At 69.4% G+C, this 19,855-nt stretch carries 19 protein-coding genes; 15 read left to right on the top strand and 4 right to left on the bottom strand.

Features of this window, described 5'->3' with window-relative positions:
- The first annotated feature begins 1 nt into the window (after nt 1).
- From ACZ5CW_RS14330 to ACZ5CW_RS14320, 3 genes are read left to right on the top strand one after another with little or no spacing between them, the layout of a single operon-like run.
- Complete coding sequence (locus ACZ5CW_RS14330) at nt 2–2,353, top strand: bifunctional polysaccharide deacetylase/glycosyltransferase family 2 protein (RefSeq protein WP_468600923.1); 2,352 nt, start codon at nt 2–4, stop codon at nt 2,351–2,353.
- Between the two features lies 1 nt (nt 2,354).
- Nucleotides 2,355–3,500 (top strand): acyltransferase family protein, encoded by a 1,146-nt coding sequence (locus ACZ5CW_RS14325; RefSeq protein WP_468600921.1) that lies wholly within the window; start codon nt 2,355–2,357, stop codon nt 3,498–3,500.
- Nucleotides 3,497–4,192, top strand: a complete 696-nt coding sequence (locus ACZ5CW_RS14320) for a demethylmenaquinone methyltransferase (protein WP_468600919.1) — start codon at nt 3,497–3,499, stop codon at nt 4,190–4,192. The genes ACZ5CW_RS14325 and ACZ5CW_RS14320 overlap by 4 nt, the downstream gene beginning before the upstream one ends.
- A gap of 15 nt (nt 4,193–4,207) precedes the next feature.
- Here ACZ5CW_RS14320 and ACZ5CW_RS14315 read toward each other — a convergent pair whose 3' ends face one another.
- Nucleotides 4,208–4,516 carry a PASTA domain-containing protein gene (locus ACZ5CW_RS14315; RefSeq protein ID WP_468600917.1) on the bottom strand — a complete coding sequence of 103 codons (309 nt, stop codon included), beginning with the start codon at nt 4,514–4,516 and terminating at the stop codon, nt 4,208–4,210.
- Between the two features lie 109 nt (nt 4,517–4,625).
- Nucleotides 4,626–5,144, bottom strand: a complete 519-nt coding sequence (locus ACZ5CW_RS14310; RefSeq protein WP_468600915.1) for a GNAT family N-acetyltransferase — start codon at nt 5,142–5,144, stop codon at nt 4,626–4,628.
- A 99-nt stretch (nt 5,145–5,243) separates the two neighbouring features.
- On the opposite strand from ACZ5CW_RS14310, the gene ACZ5CW_RS14305 reads away from it, so the two are divergent.
- Complete coding sequence (locus tag ACZ5CW_RS14305) at nt 5,244–6,527, top strand: geranylgeranyl reductase family protein (RefSeq protein WP_468600913.1); 1,284 nt, start codon at nt 5,244–5,246, stop codon at nt 6,525–6,527.
- On the opposite strand, the gene def is transcribed toward ACZ5CW_RS14305, so the two are convergent.
- Entirely contained in the window at nt 6,493–7,161 is a 669-nt protein-coding gene (def, locus tag ACZ5CW_RS14300; protein ID WP_468600911.1) for a peptide deformylase, read from the bottom strand. The two genes, ACZ5CW_RS14305 and def, sit on opposite strands and share 35 nt — an antisense overlap.
- A 228-nt stretch (nt 7,162–7,389) precedes the next feature.
- Complete coding sequence (locus ACZ5CW_RS14295; RefSeq protein WP_468600909.1) at nt 7,390–8,217, bottom strand: C40 family peptidase; 828 nt, start codon at nt 8,215–8,217, stop codon at nt 7,390–7,392.
- A gap of 744 nt (nt 8,218–8,961) precedes the next feature.
- Between ACZ5CW_RS14295 and ACZ5CW_RS14290 the strand changes: the two genes are divergently transcribed.
- From ACZ5CW_RS14290 to nuoK, 11 genes are read left to right on the top strand one after another with little or no spacing between them, the layout of a single operon-like run.
- A complete protein-coding gene (locus tag ACZ5CW_RS14290) occupies nt 8,962–9,321 on the top strand; it encodes an NADH-quinone oxidoreductase subunit A (protein ID WP_007383963.1) in 360 nt (119 codons plus the stop codon).
- A gap of 13 nt (nt 9,322–9,334) precedes the next feature.
- Nucleotides 9,335–9,889: a NuoB/complex I 20 kDa subunit family protein gene (locus ACZ5CW_RS14285; protein ID WP_468600906.1), complete on the top strand. Its 555-nt coding sequence runs from the start codon at nt 9,335–9,337 to the stop codon at nt 9,887–9,889.
- Nucleotides 9,886–10,650, top strand: a complete 765-nt coding sequence (locus tag ACZ5CW_RS14280) for an NADH-quinone oxidoreductase subunit C (protein WP_468600904.1) — start codon at nt 9,886–9,888, stop codon at nt 10,648–10,650. Before ACZ5CW_RS14285 ends, ACZ5CW_RS14280 begins: the two co-directional genes overlap by 4 nt.
- Nucleotides 10,647–11,987 carry an NADH-quinone oxidoreductase subunit D gene (locus ACZ5CW_RS14275; RefSeq protein WP_468600902.1) on the top strand — a complete coding sequence of 447 codons (1,341 nt, stop codon included), beginning with the start codon at nt 10,647–10,649 and terminating at the stop codon, nt 11,985–11,987. The genes ACZ5CW_RS14280 and ACZ5CW_RS14275 overlap by 4 nt, the downstream gene beginning before the upstream one ends.
- Nucleotides 11,984–12,871, top strand: coding sequence for an NADH-quinone oxidoreductase subunit NuoE (gene nuoE / locus ACZ5CW_RS14270; RefSeq protein ID WP_468600900.1), 888 nt, complete (start codon nt 11,984–11,986; stop codon nt 12,869–12,871). Before ACZ5CW_RS14275 ends, nuoE begins: the two co-directional genes overlap by 4 nt.
- Entirely contained in the window at nt 12,871–14,217 is a 1,347-nt protein-coding gene (gene nuoF, locus ACZ5CW_RS14265) for an NADH-quinone oxidoreductase subunit NuoF (RefSeq protein WP_468600898.1), read from the top strand. The genes nuoE and nuoF overlap by 1 nt, the downstream gene beginning before the upstream one ends.
- The gene (locus ACZ5CW_RS14260; RefSeq protein ID WP_468600896.1) at nt 14,214–16,718 is read left to right on the top strand and encodes an NADH-quinone oxidoreductase subunit G; all 2,505 of its coding nucleotides are present in this window, start codon (nt 14,214–14,216) and stop codon (nt 16,716–16,718) included. The genes nuoF and ACZ5CW_RS14260 overlap by 4 nt, the downstream gene beginning before the upstream one ends.
- Complete coding sequence (gene nuoH / locus ACZ5CW_RS14255) at nt 16,715–18,079, top strand: NADH-quinone oxidoreductase subunit NuoH (protein ID WP_468600894.1); 1,365 nt, start codon at nt 16,715–16,717, stop codon at nt 18,077–18,079. Before ACZ5CW_RS14260 ends, nuoH begins: the two co-directional genes overlap by 4 nt.
- Entirely contained in the window at nt 18,072–18,713 is a 642-nt protein-coding gene (gene nuoI / locus ACZ5CW_RS14250) for an NADH-quinone oxidoreductase subunit NuoI (protein ID WP_468600892.1), read from the top strand. Before nuoH ends, nuoI begins: the two co-directional genes overlap by 8 nt.
- Entirely contained in the window at nt 18,710–19,552 is an 843-nt protein-coding gene (locus tag ACZ5CW_RS14245; RefSeq protein ID WP_468600890.1) for an NADH-quinone oxidoreductase subunit J, read from the top strand. The genes nuoI and ACZ5CW_RS14245 overlap by 4 nt, the downstream gene beginning before the upstream one ends.
- Entirely contained in the window at nt 19,549–19,848 is a 300-nt protein-coding gene (gene nuoK / locus ACZ5CW_RS14240; protein ID WP_028420845.1) for an NADH-quinone oxidoreductase subunit NuoK, read from the top strand. Before ACZ5CW_RS14245 ends, nuoK begins: the two co-directional genes overlap by 4 nt.
- Nucleotides 19,849–19,855: the final 7 nt, after the last annotated feature.

Genomic DNA, 19,855 nt, shown 5'->3' with positions numbered 1-19,855 from the left:
CATGACCACTCCGACGTCCTCCCGGGGCCGCAGGCGCGCGCCCACCCGCATCGAACGCGCCGCAGGCAGGGCCGCGGCGCTCCAGCGGCCCCGCATCATCCTCGCCTTCCTGCTCCTGCTGGCGCTGACCTGCGTGATGCTGCTCGACGGGTATCTGCGCGCCGAGGTCGGCGGCGACCAGCGGGTGCGCACCGGCGCGAGCGCCGACCAGGTCCCCGACAAGATCCTGAACGGCGGCCCGATCCTCACCTTCCGGGGCGGCCAGGCCACCACGGTCTCCGTCCCGTCCAAGACCATCGCGCTCACCTTCGACGACGGCCCGAACCCGACCTGGACGCCCCAGGTCCTCGCGATCCTGCGCAAGTACCACGTCCCGGGCACGTTCTTCCTGGTCGGCTCGATGGTGTCGCGCTACCCGGGCATCGTGAAGACGATGGTCCAGCAGGGCAACGAGGTCGGCATCCACACCTTCACGCACGTCGACCTGTCGTACCAGAGCGCTGCCCGTGTCAACCGCGAGATGGAGCAGACACAGCTCGCCCTCGCCGGCGCGGCCGGCATCACCACGACCCTGTTCCGCGCGCCGTACTCCTCCGAGACCGACGCCATCGACGACTACAGCTGGCCCGTCTACCAGAAGCTCGGCGAGGACGGCTACACCAGCGTCTTCGTCGACACCGACAGCGACGACTGGAAGCGGCCGGGCGTCTCGAAGATCGTCGACTGGGCCACCCCGAAGGACGGCAAGGGCGCCTCCGTCCTCTTCCACGACGCGGGCGGCGAGCGCTCGCAGACGATCGAGGCGCTGCCCGAGTACATCCAGAAGATGCGGGCGAAGGGCTACACCTTCACCACCATCAGCGGCGTCATCGAGAAGCAGCGCGCCACCGAACGGCAGGCGGCGAGCGGGGGCACGGCCGGCCGGACGGCGCAGGACACGGCCGGCCGGACGGCGCAGGGCACGGCCGAAGCCGGTGCGACCGGCACCGGGGGCGGAGCGACTGCGGGGGGCACCGGGGCCGGTACGGGGGCCGGGACCGGCCGTCTGCAGGCCGCCCACCGCACCGCCACCGGCATGACCCTCTACGAGGGCAAGGCCCTCGTCGCGGCCGTCGCCGTCGCCGAATGGACCCTGCCGGTGCTCTCCGTCGGGCTGACGGTCGTCGGCGTGGCCGTGATGGGCCGCTTCGGGATGATGGTGATCCTCGCCCGGCGCCACCACCGGCAACGCAACAGGCGCCGGTTCGCCTGGGGCCCGCCGGTCACCCGGCCGGTGAGCGTGATCGTCCCGGCGTACAACGAGAAGGAGTGCATCGCCAACACCCTGACATCGCTGGCGCGGAGCACCCACCCGATCGAGATCATCGTCGTGGACGACGGTTCGACGGACGGCACCGCCGAGATCGCGCGGGAGGCGGCCGAGTCGCTCGGCATGACGAACGTGCGTGTCATCCGGCAGGAGAACGCGGGCAAGCCGGCCGCCCTGAACAACGGCGTCCGCAACGCCGCTCACGGCATCGTCGTGATGATGGACGGCGACACCGTCTTCGAACCGGACGCCGTACGGCACCTCGTGCAGCCCTTCGCCGACCCCCGGGTCGGCGCGGTCGCCGGCAACGCCAAGGTCGGCAACCGCAACACGGTCATCGGCGCCTGGCAGCACATCGAGTACGTGATGGGCTTCAACCTCGACCGGCGCATGTACGACCTGCTGCGCTGCATGCCGACGATCCCGGGCGCGATCGGAGCGTTCCGCCGGGAGGCGGTGCTCGCGGTCGGCGGGATGAGCGAGGACACCCTCGCCGAGGACACCGACATCACGATCGCCATGCACCGCGCGGGCTGGCGCGTCGTCTACCAGGAGCACGCCAAGGCGTGGACCGAGGCGCCGGGCTCCCTGAAGCAGCTCTGGTCCCAGCGCTACCGCTGGTCGTACGGCACCATGCAGGCCCTGTGGAAGCACCGCAAGTCCCTGACGGACAGGGGCCCGTCGGGCCGCTTCGGCCGCGTCGGCATGCCCCTGGTGGTGATCTTCCAGATCATCACACCGGTCTTCGCCCCGCTGATCGACGTCTTCACCGTCTACTCGATGATCTTCATCGACTTCCGCGCGGCCCTGCTGGCGTGGCTGGCGGTCCTCGGCGTCCAACTGGCCTGTGCCGCCTACGCCTTCCGCCTCGACCGCGAGAGGTACCGCTACCTCCTCATGATGCCTCTGCAGCAACTGGCCTACCGCCAGATGATGTACCTCGTCCTCATCCACTCCTGCATCACCGCCCTCACCGGCGGACGCCTGCGCTGGCAGAAGCTGAAGCGCACGGGCGAGGTCGGGACACCGGCGGGGGTGAGCTGACGTGGGAGCGCACAGCCGGGGCGCCACCCGGTCCCGGGCCCGGGCGGTGCCGGACACCGCCCACGGCACCGCCCAGCCGCAAAGGCCGCCGGCGCGCGACCGCTACTTCGACACCCTCCGCGCCCTCGCCCTGATCCGCGTCGTCACCTACCACACCTTCGGCTGGCCCTGGTGCGGCCTGCTCTTCCCCTCCATGGGCGTCATGTTCGCCCTCGCCGGCACCCTCATGGCCAAGTCCCTGGAACGCCCCGCCCTGAAAGTGCTCAGAGGCCGCCTGCGCCGCCTCCTGCCCCCCTTCTGGTTCTGGGGCGCGTTCGTGGTGCTCGCGATGCTGGTCCACGGCTGGATGCCGGGCCCGCAGATCGTCTACTGGATCGTCCCGCTCGGCGACCCGCCGGGCAACGCGTGGGGCGAGCAGGCCTGGGAGATCCTCTGGTACCTGCGCACGTACCTCTGGTTCGTCCTGCTCTCCCCGGCCCTGCTGTGGATCTTCCGCAGGGCTCCCGTCCCCGTCCTGCTCCTCTCCCTCGCCCCGATCCTGGTCCTCGGCTTCGTGTGGTCCGGCCCGGACGACCGCTTCGGCAGCGCCCTGTGGGACCTGTCGACGTACCTCTTCTGCTGGATCCTCGGCTTCGCCCACCACGACGGCGTGCTCCAGCGGATGAGACCCCTCCTGGTGCTCGCGCCGTCCTGCGCGGCACTGGGCTACGGCGCCTGGTACGCCTTCTCGCACCAGGCCGACTTCGGCACCTACGACCTCGACGAGAACCCCCTCGCACAGGCCTTCTGGTCGGCCGGTTTCGTGACGCCGCTGATGTGGGCGAAGACGTACTTCCGCATCGACTTCGCCCGGCTCTCCCGCTTCCGCCGCCTCGACCGGACGGTCACCGCGTTCAACGCGCGCGCGGTGACGATCTACCTCTGGCACGAGATCGCCCTGATCCTCGCCGTCCCGCTGATCGACCGGTTCTGGAACGTGCCCGCCTTCGAGGCGCACCTGCCGCTGGACAGCGAGTGGTTCATGTTCGGCGTCGGCTGGCTGCTGATCGCCGTCTTCGTTCTGCTGTGCGGCTGGGTGGAGGACGTCGCGGCGCGCCAGAAGCCCAGGCTCGTGCCGTGGGACCGGGCTGCAACAATGGGCGGGTGACCCGCGCTTCCTTGAACAAGCAGCCGCACGAAGTCGCCTCGATGTTCGACGACGTGGCGGAACGGTACGACCTGACGAACGACGTGCTCTCGCTCGGCCAGGACCGGCGCTGGCGCAAGGAGGTGGCGTCGGCGGTCGACGCGCGCCCGGCGCAGAAGGTCCTCGACCTCGCGGCCGGCACGGCGACCTCCTCGCTGCCCTTCGCTCAGACGGGCGCCTACGTCGTCCCCTGCGACTTCTCCCTCGGGATGCTGCAGGTCGGCAAGAAGAAGCACACCTGGCTGCCGTTCACGGCGGGCGACGCGACGAGGCTGCCGTTCAAGGACGACACCTTCGACGCCGTGACGATCTCCTTCGGGCTGCGCAACGTGCAGGACACGGATGCGGCACTGCGGGAGATGTACCGGGTGACGCGGCCCGGCGGGCGCGTGGTGATCTGCGAGTTCTCGCACCCCACCTGGGCACCCTTCCGGACCGTCTACACCGAGTACCTGATGCGGGCGCTGCCGCCGGTGGCGCGCGCGGTGTCCTCGAACCCGGACGCGTACGTCTACCTCGCCGAGTCCATCCGTGCCTGGCCCGACCAGCCCGGCCTCGCCGAACGGCTGCGCAAGGCGGGCTGGTCGAAGGTGGCCTGGCGCAACCTCACCGGCGGTGTGGTCGCGCTGCACCGGGGCTTCAAGGAGAGCTGAACCCCCTCCGGTGCCTCACCGGTCGATCATCTCGAAGGCGTCGCCGGGCTCGCCCAGCTCCCGCTGGAGTCCGCCGGCGGGCGGCCGCGGGATGCGTGGTTCGCGCACGCCCCCGCCGCCCTCGCCCTCACCGAAGTCGAACCACACGTACACCATCGAGTCCGGCGGCACCTCGGCACCGGCCTGCGGATACTGGCGTACGACGTAGTCGACGACCGTGCGGTGGAAGTCCGGGCGGTCCGGCGCGTTGAGGAACAGGCCCCGCGCCCGGGCCGTTTCGCGCGCGTCCACGGCCATCAGACCGACCAGACGGGGAACGCGCACTTCGGGTGTTTTGGGTGTTATACGCACAGATGTCACCCCCAGCGGTACTGGAAGGGTAACTCCCGCGCACGGCCCCCGGAAGGCGTCGGTGTCTTTCTGTAACAGACGACTACTGTGCGTGTTCGAGGGTGAGTCGGAAGCAGAGCGCCGGCTCGTTCAGCGTGGGGTGTTCGTAGGACTCCGCCGGCTCCATGCCGAGCCGCCGTGTCACCGCGATCGACCGTTCGTTGCCCGGCCGGACCATCGCCACCACACCCGGCACCCCGGCCGCCCGCACCCGCCTGAGGGTCTCCAGCGCCGCCGCGGTGACGTACCCCTTGCCCCAGTGCTCCCGGCCCAGCCGCCAGCCGATCTCCATCTCGCCGGCCGGCCCCCACTCGGGCCGCCAGGGCTGCGCGCCGGTGAAACCGATGACCTCGCCCGCCTCGTCCAGCATCGTCCACAGGCAGAAGCCCAGCTCCGCGTCGTGCCGCCGCTGGCGCGCGGTGAGTTCCTCGTAGACCGACAGCGCCGCGGGCTTGCCGCCGTAGAACTCCATGACCTCGGGGTCGTCGAAGATCCGGTGCCAGGCGACCGCGTCCTCGTGGGTGGGGACGCGCAGCCGTACCGCGGGGAGAGGTCGGTTCACAGGGCAGCCCTTCAGACGGGTGATCAATTCTGCTGAATAGACTGCCCATGTCCAGTGCCGGTCGGCACGCATATTTCGAACCTTGGGGGAGATCCCGCCGTGACCGAGCCCCTCTCCGACAACACCGCCGATGTGATCGTCGTGGGCGCGGGGCCAGCCGGCTCCACGACCGCGTACCACCTCGCCAAGGCCGGCCTCGACGTCCTGCTCCTGGAGAAGACCGAGTTCCCGCGCGAGAAGGTCTGCGGCGACGGCCTCACCCCTCGAGCGGTCAAGCAGCTCGTCGCCATGGGCATCGACATCTCCGAGGAGGCCGGCTGGCTGCGCAACAAGGGTCTGCGCATCATCGGCGGCGGCAGCCGCCTCCAGCTGGACTGGCCGGATCTCGCCTCCTTCCCGAACTACGGCCTGGTCCGCAAGCGCGACGACTTCGACGAGCAGCTCGCCCGCAACGCCCAGAAGGCCGGCGCCCGCCTGTACGAGCGCTGCAACGTCTCCGGCCCGGTCGTCGACGACCGCACCGGCCGCATCACCGGCGTGACCGCCAAGCTCGGCGAGGAGAAGCGCGAGGTCACCTTCCGCGCGCCGCTCGTCGTCGCGGCCGACGGCAACTCCACGCGCCTGTCCCTCGCCATGGGGCTGCACCGCCGCGAGGACCGCCCCATGGGTGTCGCGGTGCGCACGTACTTCACCTCGCCCCGCCACGACGACGACTACCTGGAGTCCTGGCTGGAGCTGTGGGACCGCCGCGGCGCCCAGGACCGCCTGCTGCCCGGCTACGGCTGGGTCTTCGGCATGGGCGACGGCACCTCCAACGTCGGCCTCGGCGTGCTCAACACCTCCGCCTCCTTCAAGGAGCTGGACTGGCGCGAGATCCTCAAGGCCTGGTGCGCCTCCATGCCGGAGGAGTGGGGTTACACCCCGGAGAACATGACCGGCCCCATCCGAGGCGCCGCACTCCCCATGGCCTTCAACCGCCAGCCGCACTACACGCGCGGGCTGCTGCTCGTCGGCGACGCCGGCGGCCTGGTGAACCCCTTCAACGGCGAGGGCATCGCCTACGCCATGGAGTCCGGCCAGATCGCCGCCGACGTCATCGTCCAGGCCCACGCGCGGGCCACGCCCGCCCAGCGCGAGATCGCCCTGCAGCGCTACCCGCGCGTCCTCAAGGACACCTACGGCGGCTACTACACCCTCGGCCGCGCCTTCGTGAAGCTCATCGGCAACCCGAAGGTCATGCAGATCGCCGCCCAGCGCGGCCTCACGCACCCGATGCTGATGAAGTTCACCCTGAAGCTGCTGGCCAACCTCACCGACCCCACCGGCGGGGACGCGATGGACCGCATCATCAACGGTCTGAGCAAGGTGGCCCCGAAGGCGTGAGCACGCCCTGGGCCCGGCTCAGGGCCTCGGCCTTGGCGGCCCGGCGGGCGTGCACCTCGTCCCGCCGGTCCGCCATCTGCCGCAGCGCGTCCTTTTTCTCCCGCTTGGAGAGCCGGTCCAGGTAGACGCACCCGTGGGTGTGGTCGGTCTCGTGGGCCAGGCAGCGCGCGAAGTACCCCGTGCCCTCGACGACCAGTGCACGGCCGTCCTTGTCCTGGCCGCGCATGACGGCCCGGTCCGGCCGCGGTACGGCCATCACGGCACCCGGCACCGACAGGCATCCCTCGCCCTCGTCGAGCAGCCGTCGCCCGCTCGAGGGTGTTTCGAGGACCGGATTGACAATGTGTCCGACATGCCGGATTCCTTCGTCATCGAGGCAGTCGTACACGAACAGACGCAGATCGACCCCGACCTGATTGGCCGCCAGTCCGGCTCCGTCGGCGACGTACATGGTGCGGAACATGTCGTCGATGAGCGCGGCGAGGTCGGGCCCGAACTCCGTGACGTCCCGGCACGGCCTGTGCAGCACCTCCTCGCCGACCTCGGTGACACGGCGCACCGCACCGCGCCCGGCCTCGGGTGCGTACCGGGGGAATCGGTCTACGGGGCTTCCCTGCACGAACACGCGTGGCATCGCGCTGTCTCCTTCGCTCGTGGACGAACCGCCGTCCGGCGGTCCGAGCCGAGCATGTCAGGGAAGAGCGGAGCCGGGCAGCCCGGAGAAGGAGAGGGCCGGGCGGCGCGCTGGAGGAGAGGGCCGGGCGGCGCGGGAAAGGGGCGGGCCGGGCGGCGCGGGAAAGGCGTAAGGGCCGCTGCCCCCGAGCGGCTGCGGCCCTACACGCGTAAGAGGTGCGAGGTGCGCTCAGAGCACCCGCACGGCGCCGGTGGGCGGGTCGTACGACAGAGGCCTCTCCACGACGCCGGTGGAGGGGTTCTGCGCCCCGACGAACATACCGTCGCCGACGTACACGCCGACGTGGTACGCGCTGCCGGCGCTGCCCCAGTACAGGATGTCGCCCGGCTGCAGGTTGCTCAGCGAGACCTGGGTGCCGGCGGTCGACTGGTCCTGGGAGACGCGCGGCAGGCTGATGCCGACCTGCTTGAAGGCCGTCTGCACCAGGCCGGAGCAGTCGTAGGCGGAGGGGCCGGTGGCGCCGGAGACGTACGCCTTGCCGACCTGCGCCTTGACGAAGCTGATGACGGCAGCGGCCGACCCGGTGGCCGTGGACGTGCCGGTGGAGGTGCTGCCGGTGCTGGTGCTCCCGCTGTCGGCCGTCGTGGAGAGCGTCGTCCGCTCCGCGTTGCGCGTGGCGCGAGCGGCGGCCTCCTTGCGGGCGGCCTCCTCGGCCTTCTTCTTGGCCTCCGCCGCCTTCTTCTTCGCGTCCGCGAGGTCCGCCTTGGCCTGCTTCGCGGCCTTTGCGGCGGCCGCGTCGCGCTCGGCCTGCAGCTGGTAGTTCGCCGCGGCCTGCTGGGTGGCGTCCGCGGACTTCGCGGCCTGGGCGGCCAGATCGGATGTCAGGGTGGGCAGTTCGAGGGTCTGCGTCACCGGCTCGGCAGCGTTCGCCGAACCGGACGCCCCGGCGACTGCCAGGGTGCCGAGGACGCCACCGGCAACTCCGGCCCGCATCGCGAGGGTCGACGCGCTGCGGCGGGGCTTCCGGTGGCTGCGTATGTGAGCGGTGTGGGACATGGGAACAACCGGTACCAGGGGCTCCTTCATATCTTCAAGAAACGTGTGCTGCGCCACAGTTGTTCAATCAGGCCTACGAATCCCGGGCGTGTCGCTCTTTATTGACGCCGTAACGGACATTGCGGACGCGGGTGATCAAGCCCTTGATCACGGTCTTTGATCATTACGTCCGAATTGCCCCTCGCCTACCACTGCTTTGGGTGGTTGGCCAAGCCCGGTTCTCATGGATCTCTCATCGATGTGGCGGAGGTCACGGAACGGTTGCCGGAGGGGTGGCGTCCGGTGCGCGCGGAGTTCGTGAACGCGCGCACACGCCCCGACCCGCGTCCACATCCCGCCCGGCACTCCCCCTGATGTGTGAACGAGTCCCTCTATCAGGGCCCCGCGTCCAGCACCAATTTGCATGCAGCGGAAGTCTCTTGATATTGAGACGACCCTTCCGGCCTGCGATGACGAGCGAAAATGTCACTTCTGGTGATCAAGTGAACGCTTCCGGTGTGAAGATCACTCATCATCCGACTTCATGATCCTTCGTCAGGTGGTGGAGATCACAAAGCTTGTGTAATACCCCGTGTCGCAGATCACAGAGCGGCGGGCATAAGATGCGAGGCAGTTGGGCTTGTGACCTGCTTCACATGTTCTCGATCTTCGCCCGGGACGAGCGGGGCTCGTGGGACCGGTGAGGCGGGTGTGAGCCCAGTGCAACCGCCAGCAGTCAGCGCCGACTGAGAGGAGCGAGGAGCGGTGAACGCGTATGCGCCCATCCTCGTACTGGGAGCCCTCGGGGCAGGCTTTGCGATCTTCTCCGTGGTCATGGCCACGCTGATCGGTCCGAAGCGGTACAACCGCGCCAAGCTCGAGGCCTACGAATGCGGCATCGAGCCGACCCCCACGCCGGCCGGCGGCGGGCGCTTCCCCATCAAGTACTACCTGACGGCGATGCTCTTCATCGTCTTCGACATCGAGATCGTCTTCCTCTACCCGTGGGCCGTCACCTTCGACGCCCTGGGTGTTTTCGGGCTCGTGGAGATGCTGCTCTTCGTGCTCACCGTCTTCGTCGCGTACGCGTACGTATGGCGGCGCGGCGGCCTGGAATGGGACTGAGGGGCCTTTAGACATGGGACTCGAAGAAAAGCTGCCGAGCGGCTTCCTGCTGACCACCGTCGAGCAGGCCGCGGGCTGGGTGCGCAAGGCGTCCGTCTTCCCGGCCACCTTCGGCCTCGCCTGCTGCGCCATCGAGATGATGACCACCGGTGCCGGCCGGTACGACCTGGCCCGCTTCGGTATGGAGGTCTTCCGCGGCTCGCCGCGCCAGGCCGACCTGATGATCGTCGCCGGCCGGGTCAGCCAGAAGATGGCGCCGGTCCTGAGGCAGGTCTACGACCAGATGCCCAACCCGAAGTGGGTGATCTCCATGGGCGTCTGCGCCTCCTCGGGCGGCATGTTCAACAACTACGCGATCGTCCAGGGCGTCGACCACATCGTGCCGGTCGACATCTATCTCCCCGGCTGCCCGCCCCGCCCCGAGATGCTGATGGACGCGATCCTCAAGCTCCACCAGAAGATCCAGTCCACCAAGCTCGGCGTGAACGCCGCGGAGGCGGCCCGCGAGGCGGAGGCGGCGGCACTCAAGGCCCTGCCCACGATCGAGATGAAGGGGCTGCTGCGGTGAGCGACGCGAACGGCACCAACGGCGTGAACGGGTCCGGGAACGGGGTGAACCCCGAGAAGGACCTCGCCGCCTCCAACCTCCCCGGCCAGCGCGGCCAGGGCGGCGAGGAGATCCGCGTCCAGCGCGGCATGTTCGGCGCCGACAACGGCGGCGACACCTCCGGCTACGGCGGCCTGGTCCGCTCGGTCCGACTCCCGGGACCGGCGACCCGCCCCTACGGCGGCTGGTTCGACGAGGTCGCCGACGAACTGGAAGGCGCGCTGGAGGAGCAGGGACTCCTCCCTGGCAACGCCCTCGAGAAGACGGTCGTCGACCGCGGCGAGCTGACCTTCCACGTCGAACGCGAACACCTGGTCCGCGTCGCCCGCACCCTGCGCGACGACCCGGCCCTGCGCTTCGAACTGTGCACCGGTGTCAGCGGCGTCCACTACCCGCACGACAAGGGCCGGGAACTGCACGCCGTCTACCACCTGCGCTCGATCACCCACAACCGGCTGATCCGCCTCGAGGTCAGCGCCCCCGACAGCGCCCCGCACATCCCGTCCCTGGTCTCCGTCTATCCGACCAACGACTGGCACGAGCGCGAGACCTACGACTTCTTCGGGATCGTCTTCGACGGTCACCCGGCCCTGACGCGGATCATGATGCCGGACGACTGGCAGGGCCATCCGCAGCGCAAGGACTACCCCCTCGGCGGCATCCCCGTCGAGTACAAGGGCGCCCAGATCCCGGCTCCGGACCAGCGGAGGTCGTACTCGTGAGCACGCAGTCAGCATCCGCGGCCTCCGCCGCCTCGGCACGTGAGACCACCGAGGGCACCGTATATACGGTCACCGGTGGCGACTGGGACGAGATCGTCCAGTCCGCGGCCCGCGCCGACGACGAACGCATCGTCGTCAACATGGGTCCCCAGCACCCGTCCACCCATGGAGTGCTCCGCCTGATCCTGGAGATCGAGGGCGAGACGGTCACCGAGGCCCGCTGCGGCATCGGCTACCTGCACACCGGCATCGAGAAGAACCTCGAGTTCCGCACGTGGACGCAGGGCACCACCTTCGTCACGCGCATGGACTACCTGACGTCCTTCTTCAACGAGACCGCCTACTGTCTCGCCGTCGAGAAGCTCCTCGGCATCGAGGACCAGATCAGCGAGCGCGCCAAGATCATCCGGGTGCTCCTGATGGAGCTGAACCGGCTCTCCTCCCACCTGGTGTGCATCGCCACCGGCGGCATGGAACTGGGCGCCACCACGATCATGATCTACGGATTCCGTGATCGTGAAATGATTCTCGACATCTACGAGCTGGTCACGGGCCTGCGCATGAACCACGCGTACATCCGGCCCGGCGGACTCGCCCAGGACCTGCCGCCCGGCGCGGTGGACCAGATCCGCGAGTTCGTGAAGAAGATGAAGAAGAACCTCCCGGAGTACGACAAGCTCGCCACCGGGAACCCCATCTTCAAGGCCCGCATGCAGGACATCGGCTACCTCGATCTGGCCGGCTGCATGGCCCTCGGCGCGACCGGCCCGATCCTGCGCTCCGCCGGCCTGCCGCACGACCTGCGCAAGACACAGCCGTACTGCGACTACGAGACGTACGACTTCGACGTCCCGACCGCCGACACCTGCGACGCCTACGGCCGCTTCCTGGTCCGCCTGGAGGAGATGCGCCAGTCGCTCGGGATCGTCGAGCAGTGCCTGGACCGGCTCCAGCCGGGCCCCGTGATGGTCGCCGACAAGAAGATCGCCTGGCCCGCCCAGCTCGCCCTGGGACCGGACGGGCTCGGCAACTCCCTCGACCACATCAAGAAGATCATGGGCACCTCCATGGAGGCCCTGATCCACCACTTCAAGCTGGTCACCGAAGGCTTCCGCGTCCCGCCGGGACAGGCGTACGCGGCCGTCGAATCGCCGAAGGGCGAACTCGGGGTGCACGCCGTCTCCGACGGCGGCACCCGCCCCTACCGGGTCCACTTCCGCGACCCGTCCTTCACCAACCTTCAGGCCATGGCGGCGATGTGCGAGGGCGGCCAGGTCGCCGACGTCATCGTCGCCGTCGCGTCCATCGACCCCGTGATGGGAGGCGTCGACCGGTGACCACCAGTTCCTCGGAGCGGGGCGTCAGCCTGGGCATGCCCGAACTGCCCGCACCCGCATACCCGGACGACGTCCGGGCCCGGCTGGAGACGGACGCGCGCGAGGTGATCGCGCGCTACCCGGACTCCCGGTCCGCCCTGCTCCCGCTGCTCCACCTCGTCCAGTCGGAGGAGGGCCACGTCACGCGTACCGGGATGCGGTTCTGCGCGGACATGCTCGACCTGACCACCGCCGAGGTCACCGCCGTCGCCACCTTCTACACGATGTACCGGCGCAAGCCGTCCGGTGACTACCAGGTCGGCGTCTGCACCAACACGCTGTGCGCGGTGATGGGCGGCGACGCGATCTTCGAGACCCTCCAGGAACACCTGGGCGTCGGCAACGGCGAGACCACCGACGACGGCAAGGTCACCCTGGAGCACATCGAGTGCAACGCGGCCTGCGACTTCGCGCCGGTCGTGATGGTCAACTGGGAGTTCTTCGACAACCAGACCCCGGCGAGCGCCAAGCGCCTGGTCGACGATCTGCGCGCGGGACGGCCCGCCCAGCCCACGCGCGGGGCGCGGCTGTGCACCTTCAAGGAGACCGCGCGGATCCTGGCCGGCTTCCCCGACGAGCGGCCCGGGGCCGTCGAGGAGAGCGGCAGTGCGGGGCCCGCGTCGCTGGTGGGCCTTCGCCTGGCAAGGGGAGAGGCCGCACCCGCGCGCGTGGTCCATCCGCGCGACGGCGGTCCGCACGAAACGGGGCCGCACGACGAACCGCAGGACCGGACGGTGCACGAGCCGTCGCCGGCCGAGCACCTCAGCTCGCATGACGCGCCGCAGGACACATCGGCCTCCGACCCGGCTCACCCGGCAGGGCCTACCGCCGAGGAGGGGGAGTGATGACCGTGGTACCCGAGGTCAAGGACACGAGCCCCGAGAAGCTGCTCGCACCCGTGCTGTCGGCCTTCTGGGACGAGGACCGGTCCTGGACTCTGGACGTCTACCGGAGGCACGAGGGGTACGAGGGGCTCCGCAAGGCGCTCGCCATGTCGCCGGACGACCTGATCGCGTACGTCAAGGACTCCGGTCTGCGCGGGCGCGGCGGCGCTGGATTCCCGACCGGAATGAAATGGCAGTTCATTCCGCAGGGTGATGGAAAGCCGCACTATCTAGTTGTCAACGCCGACGAGTCGGAGCCCGGAACCTGCAAGGACATCCCGCTCCTCTTCGCGAACCCGCACAGCCTCATCGAGGGCATTGTGATCGCGTGCTATGCCATCAGGTCGTCGCATGCCTTCATCTATCTGCGTGGTGAAGTCGTCCCCGTTCTGCGGCGGCTGCACGAGGCCGTGCGCGAGGCCTACGCGGCGGGCTACCTCGGCGAGAACGTCCTGGGCAGCGGACTCGACCTCGACCTCACCGTGCACGCGGGCGCCGGCGCGTACATCTGCGGTGAGGAGACCGCACTGCTCGACTCGCTCGAAGGCCGCCGTGGTCAACCGCGGCTCCGTCCCCCCTTCCCTGCGGTGGAAGGCCTCTACGCCTGTCCGACTGTGGTGAATAACGTCGAATCGATCGCGTCAGTTCCCGCCATCCTGAAAAACGGCAAGGAATGGTTCAGGTCGATGGGCAGCGAGAAGTCCCCGGGCTTCACGCTCTACTCGCTCAGCGGCCACGTGGCGAGCCCCGGCCAGTACGAGGCGCCGCTCGGCGTCACGCTCCGCCAGCTCCTCGACATGAGCGGCGGAATGCGGCCCGGGCACCGCCTCAAGTTCTGGACGCCGGGCGGCTCCTCGACGCCGATGTTCACCGACGAGCACCTCGACGTCCCCCTCGATTACGAAGGGGTGGGCGCCGCCGGTTCCATGCTCGGCACCAAAGCCCTGCAGTGCTTCGACGAGACGACCTGCGTGGTGCGGGCGGTGACCCGCTGGACCGAGTTCTACGCCCACGAGTCCTGCGGCAAGTGCACGCCGTGCCGCGAAGGGACGTACTGGCTGGTGCAGCTGCTGCGGGACATCGAGGCCGGCAAGGGCGTCATGTCCGACCTCGACAAGCTGAACGACATCGCCGACAACATCAACGGCAAGTCCTTCTGCGCCCTCGGCGACGGCGCCGCCTCACCGATCTTCTCCTCGCTGAAGTACTTCCGCGAGGAGTACGAGCAGCACATCACGGGCCGGGGCTGCCCCTTCGACCCGGCCAAGTCGACGGCCTGGGCGGACCGCCCGGAGGTGAACGCATGACCGTGACCACCAGCGCCCCCACAGGAGGGGGACAGGCGGCGGTCCCGCCGGAAGACCTCGTCACGCTGACGATCGACGGCATCGAACTCAGCGTGCCCAAGGGCACCCTGGTCATCCGGGCCGCCGAACAACTCGGCATCGAGATCCCACGGTTCTGCGACCACCCCCTGCTGGACCCGGCCGGTGCCTGCCGCCAGTGCATCGTCGAGGTCGAGGGCCAGCGCAAGCCGATGGCGTCCTGCACCATCACGTGCACCGACGGCATGGTCGTGAAGACCCACCTCACCTCGCCTGCCGCCGAGAAGGCCCAGCACGGCGTGATGGAACTGCTGCTCATCAACCATCCGCTGGACTGCCCGGTCTGCGACAAGGGCGGCGAGTGCCCGCTGCAGAACCAGGCCATGTCGCACGGCAACGCCGAATCCCGTTTCGAAGGCAAGAAGCGCACCTACGAGAAGCCCGTACCGATCTCCACACAGGTGCTGCTCGACCGTGAGCGGTGCGTGCTGTGCGCCCGCTGCACCCGCTTCTCCAACCAGGTCGCCGGCGACCCGATGATCGAGCTGGTCGAGCGGGGCGCCCTCCAGCAGGTCGGCATCGGTGAGGGCGACCCGTTCGAGTCGTACTTCTCCGGCAACACCATCCAGATCTGCCCGGTCGGCGCGCTGACCTCGGCGGCCTATCGTTTCCGCTCCCGCCCCTTCGACCTCGTCTCCTCGCCCTCGGTCTGCGAGCACTGCTCCGGCGGCTGCGCCACCCGCACCGACCACCGGCGCGGCAAGGTCATGCGGCGGCTGGCCGCCAACGACCCCGAGGTCAACGAGGAGTGGATCTGCGACAAGGGACGCTTCGCGTTCCGGTACGCGCAGCAGAAGGACCGCCTCGACGCCCCCCTGGTCCGCAACGCCGACGGCGTCCTGGAGCCCGTCTCCTGGCCGGAGGCACTGGAAGCGGCCGCGCGCGGGCTGACGGCCGCCCGCTCCCGGGCCGGTGTCCTCACCGGTGGCCGGCTGACCGTCGAGGACGCCTACGCGTACAGCAAGTTCGCGCGCGTGGCGCTCGACACGAACGACATCGACTTCCGCGCGCGCGTGCACAGCGGCGAGGAGGCCGACTTCCTCGCGGCCCACGTGGCAGGCCGCGGCCGCGACCTCGACGGTACGGGAGTCACGTACACCTCCCTGGAGAAGGCGCCCGCCGTCCTGCTCGCCGGGTTCGAGTCGGAGGAGGAGGCGCCCGGCGTCTTCCTGCGCCTGCGCAAGGCCTGGCGCAAGCACAAGCAGCAGGTGTTCGCGCTGGCCACACACGCCACACGGGGACTTCAGAAGGCGGGCGGCACCCTGCTGCCGGCCGCACCGGGCACCGAGACCGAGTGGCTGGACGCGCTCGCGAGCGGCGTCGGCCTCGAGGAGCTTGGCGCACGTGCCGCCGAGGCGCTGCGAGCCGAGGGCGCGGTCATCGTCGTCGGCGAGCGGCTCGCATCGGTCGCGGGCGGGCTCACGGCCGCCGTACGCGCCGCCGCCGCGACCGGCGCCCAGCTGGTGTGGATCCCGCGCCGCGCCGGTGAACGCGGCGCGGTCGAGGCGGGCGCGCTGCCGTCGCTGCTGCCGGGCGGCCGCCCTGCGACCGACCCGCGGGCGCGGGAGGAGGTCGCCGCCGTCTGGGGGCTCGCCGAACTCCCGCTGCGCTACGGCCGCGACACCCACCAGATCGTCGAGGCCGCCGCAAGCGGCGAACTCTCGGCACTCCTGGTCGCCGGTGTGGAGGTCACCGACCTGCCCGATCCGGCACGCGCGCGTGAGGCCCTCGACGGCGTCGGCTTCCTGGTGTCGCTGGAGCTGCGGCCGAGCGAGGTCACCGAGCACGCCGACGTCGTCCTGCCGGTCGCCGCGGCCGCCGAGAAGGCGGGCACCTTCCTCAACTGGGAAGGCAGGGTGCGCTTCTTCGAGGCCTCCCTCAAACCCGAGCAATTGACCCGCCGTGTCGCACCGACCGACACGCGCGTGCTGCAGATGCTGGCCGACGCCATGGACGTGCACCTGGGCCTGCCGGATCTGCGCACCACGCGCGCGGAGATCGACCGGCTCGGCCCCTGGGACGGCCCCCGCGCCACCGAGCCCACGGAGTCCGCGGGCGTACTGCCCCGCCCCGCAGTCGGCGAGGCCGTACTCGCCGGACACCGGCTGCTGCTCGACCAAGGTGTCCTTCAGGAGGGTGACGAGGCGCTCGCCGGAACCCGGCACGCAGCGCACGCGCGCGTGTCGGCCGCGACGGCCGCAGAGGCGGGCGTCGAGAACGGCACCCTCCTCGCCGTCACCGGCCCCGCCGGCACGGTCGAACTCCCGCTCCAGGTCACCGAGATGCCCGACCGGGTGGTCTGGCTCCCGCTGAACTCCGTCGGCGCGGGCGTCGCCTCCGACACCGGAGCACAGCCCGGCTCCCTCGTCCGCATCGGCCCGGCGACACCCGCCGAAGTGGCCCCCAAGGAGGTGGAGGCATGAGCCCGTACCTCGCCGCTGAAGACCTCTCGATGTTCGGCCGCGACCCTTGGTGGCTGGTCGTCGTCAAGGCCGTCTTCTGCTTCGCCTTCCTGATGGTGACCGTGCTGTTCTCCATCGTCTGGGAGCGCAAGGTCGTCGCCTGGATGCAGCTGCGCATCGGACCCAACCGGCACGGCCCCTGGGGCATGCTCCAGTCGCTCGCCGACGGCATCAAGCTGATGCTCAAGGAAGACGTCATCGTCAAACGCGCGGACAAGGTGGTCTACGTCCTCGCGCCGATCGTCGCGGCCATCCCGGCCTTCATGGCGATCGCGGTGATCCCCTTCGGGCCGGCCGGCAACGAGATCTCGATCTTCGGCCACCGCACCACGATGCAGCTCACCGACCTGCCGATCGCGATGCTCTACATCCTCGCGGTCGCCTCCGTCGGCATCTACGGCATCGTCCTGGCGGGTTGGAGTTCCGGATCCACCTACCCGCTGCTCGGCGGCCTCCGCTCCTGCGCGCAGATGATCTCGTACGAGATCGCCATGGGCGCCGCGTTCGCCTCCGTGTTCCTCTACTCGGGGTCGATGTCGACGTCCACGATCGTCGAGCAGCAGCACGACCGCTGGTACATCCTGCTGCTGCCGGTCTCCTTCATCCTCTACATCGTCACGATGGTCGGCGAGACCAACCGCGCCCCCTTCGACATGCCGGAGTCCGAGGGCGACCTGGTCGGCGGTTTCAACACCGAGTACTCGTCCATCAAGTTCGCGATGTTCATGCTCGCCGAGTACGTGAACATGGTGACGGTCTCGGCCGTCGCGACCACCCTCTTCCTCGGCGGCTGGCGCGCCCCCTGGCCGATCAGCTCCTTCTGGGAGGGCGCGAACCACGGCTGGTGGCCGTTGCTCTGGTTCGTCATCAAGGTCCAGTTGCTGCTGTTCCTCTTCATCTGGCTGCGCGGCACGCTCCCGCGCGTCCGCTACGACCAGCTGATGAAGCTCGGCTGGAAGGTCCTCATCCCGGTCTCGGTGACCTGGCTGATGCTCGTCGCGACCGTGCGGGCCCTGCGCAACGAGAACTACGACTTCGCCGACATCGCTCTCTACGTCGGCGGCGGGGTCCTGGCCCTGCTGCTGATCTCCTTCGTCGCCGACATGTTCCGCGAGAAGACGAAGGCGCCCGAGCAGCCCGCCGCCCAGCAGCCCGGATTCGACCCCATGGCGGGCGGATTCCCCGTACCACCGCTGCCCGGGCAGGAGCTGCCACCCGTGCCGAGGCGCCGCCCGCGCCGCGAGCGCGAGCTGATTGTCAGTGGCGGGTCGGACACTGTCAGTGACGGATCTACGGATGGAAAGGAGGCGTCCGATGGCTGAGGAGCCCAAGGAGACCAAGCCCGGTTTCCAGAACCCCGTGGCCGGCTTCGGCGTGACCTTCAAGGCCATGTTCAAGAAGCGGCTGACCGAGCAGTACCCGGAGCAGGAGAAGACCACGGCTCCGCGGTTCCACGGACGGCACCAGCTCAACCGCCATCCGGACGGCCTGGAGAAGTGCGTCGGCTGCGAGCTGTGCGCCTGGGCCTGCCCCGCCGACGCCATCTACGTGGAGGGCGCCGACAACACCGACGAGGAGCGCTACTCCCCGGGCGAGCGGTACGGCCGCGTCTACCAGATCAACTACGCCCGCTGCATCCTGTGCGGGCTGTGCATCGAGGCGTGCCCCACGCGCGCGTTGACGATGACCAACGAGTTCGAACTGGCGGACTCCAGCCGCGCCAACCTCATCTACACCAAGGAGCAGCTGCTCGCCGGCCTCGAAGAGGGCATGGTCGACACCCCGCACGCGATCTTCCCGGGGACGGACGAACAGGACTACTACCGGGGTCTGGTGGCGCAGGCCGCGCCCGGCACGGTCCGCCAGGTCGCCGTCTCCAAGGGCGAGGTCCCACAGGAGGCCGCCTCCACCTTCGGCGAGGACGAGCCGGCCTCGGAGAAGGTGATCGGCCGATGACCGCACAGCTCGCCGCCTACACCACCTCCACCGGTGAGGCCTTCCAGTTCTGGGTCCTCGGCACCGTCGCCGTCGTCGGCGCCCTGTGCACCGTCCTCATGAGGAAGGCCGTGCACAGCGCGCTCTGTCTCGCCGGCACCATGATCGTCCTGGCCGTCTTCTACCTGGCCAACGGCGCCTACTTCCTGGGAATCGTGCAGATCGTCGTCTACACCGGCGCGATCATGATGCTGTTCCTGTTCGTGGTGATGCTCGTCGGCGTCACGGCCGCGGACTCGCTGAAGGAGACCATCAAGGGCCAGCGCTGGCTGGCTCTCCTCTGCGGGGTCGGCTTCGGTGTCCTGCTGTTCGCGGGCATCGGGAACGCCTCCCTGAAGGAGTTCAACGGCATCGGCCAGGCGAACGCGAACGGCAACGTGGAGGGCCTCGCGTCGCTCATCTTCACCAAGTACGTCTTCGCCTTCGAGATCACCGGCGCCCTGCTGATCACGGCCGCCGTAGGCGCCATGGTGCTCACCCACCGCGAGCGCACCGAGCGCGCCAAGACCCAGCGCGAGCTGTCCGAGCAGCGCATCCGCGAGGGCGTGCACATCCCGCCGCTGCCCGCCCCCGGTGTCTACGCCCGGCACAACGCCGTGGACATCGCGGGCCTGCTGCCCGACGGCACCCCCGCCGAGCTGACGGTCAACAAGACGCTGCGCGAGCGCGGCCAGATCCGTGACGTGTCCACCGAGGCGCTCAACGACCTGCGGGCGCTGGAGCAGCGCGCGGAGGAGCGCCTGGAGCGGACGACGATCGAGCCGACCACGTTCAAGCGGCCCGAGGAGGCGTCGAAGTGAACCCGGTCAACTACCTCTACCTCGCCGCCCTGCTGTTCACGATCGGCGCGACCGGCGTCCTGATCCGCCGCAACGCCATCGTGGTCTTCATGTGCATCGAGCTGATGCTGAACGCCTGCAACCTCGCGTTCGTCGCCTTCTCCCGGATGCACGGCAACCTCGACGGCCAGATCATCGCGTTCTTCACGATGGTCGTCGCCGCCGCGGAGGTCGTGGTGGGCCTCGCGATCATCGTGTCGCTGTTCCGTACCCGCCACTCGGCCTCGGTCGACGACGCCAGCCTGATGAAGCTGTAAGGGGTCG

The sequence above is a fragment of the Streptomyces sp. NPDC031379 genome, from assembly GCF_055569615.1.
This window is presented reverse-complemented; position numbering and strand designations above follow the sequence as displayed.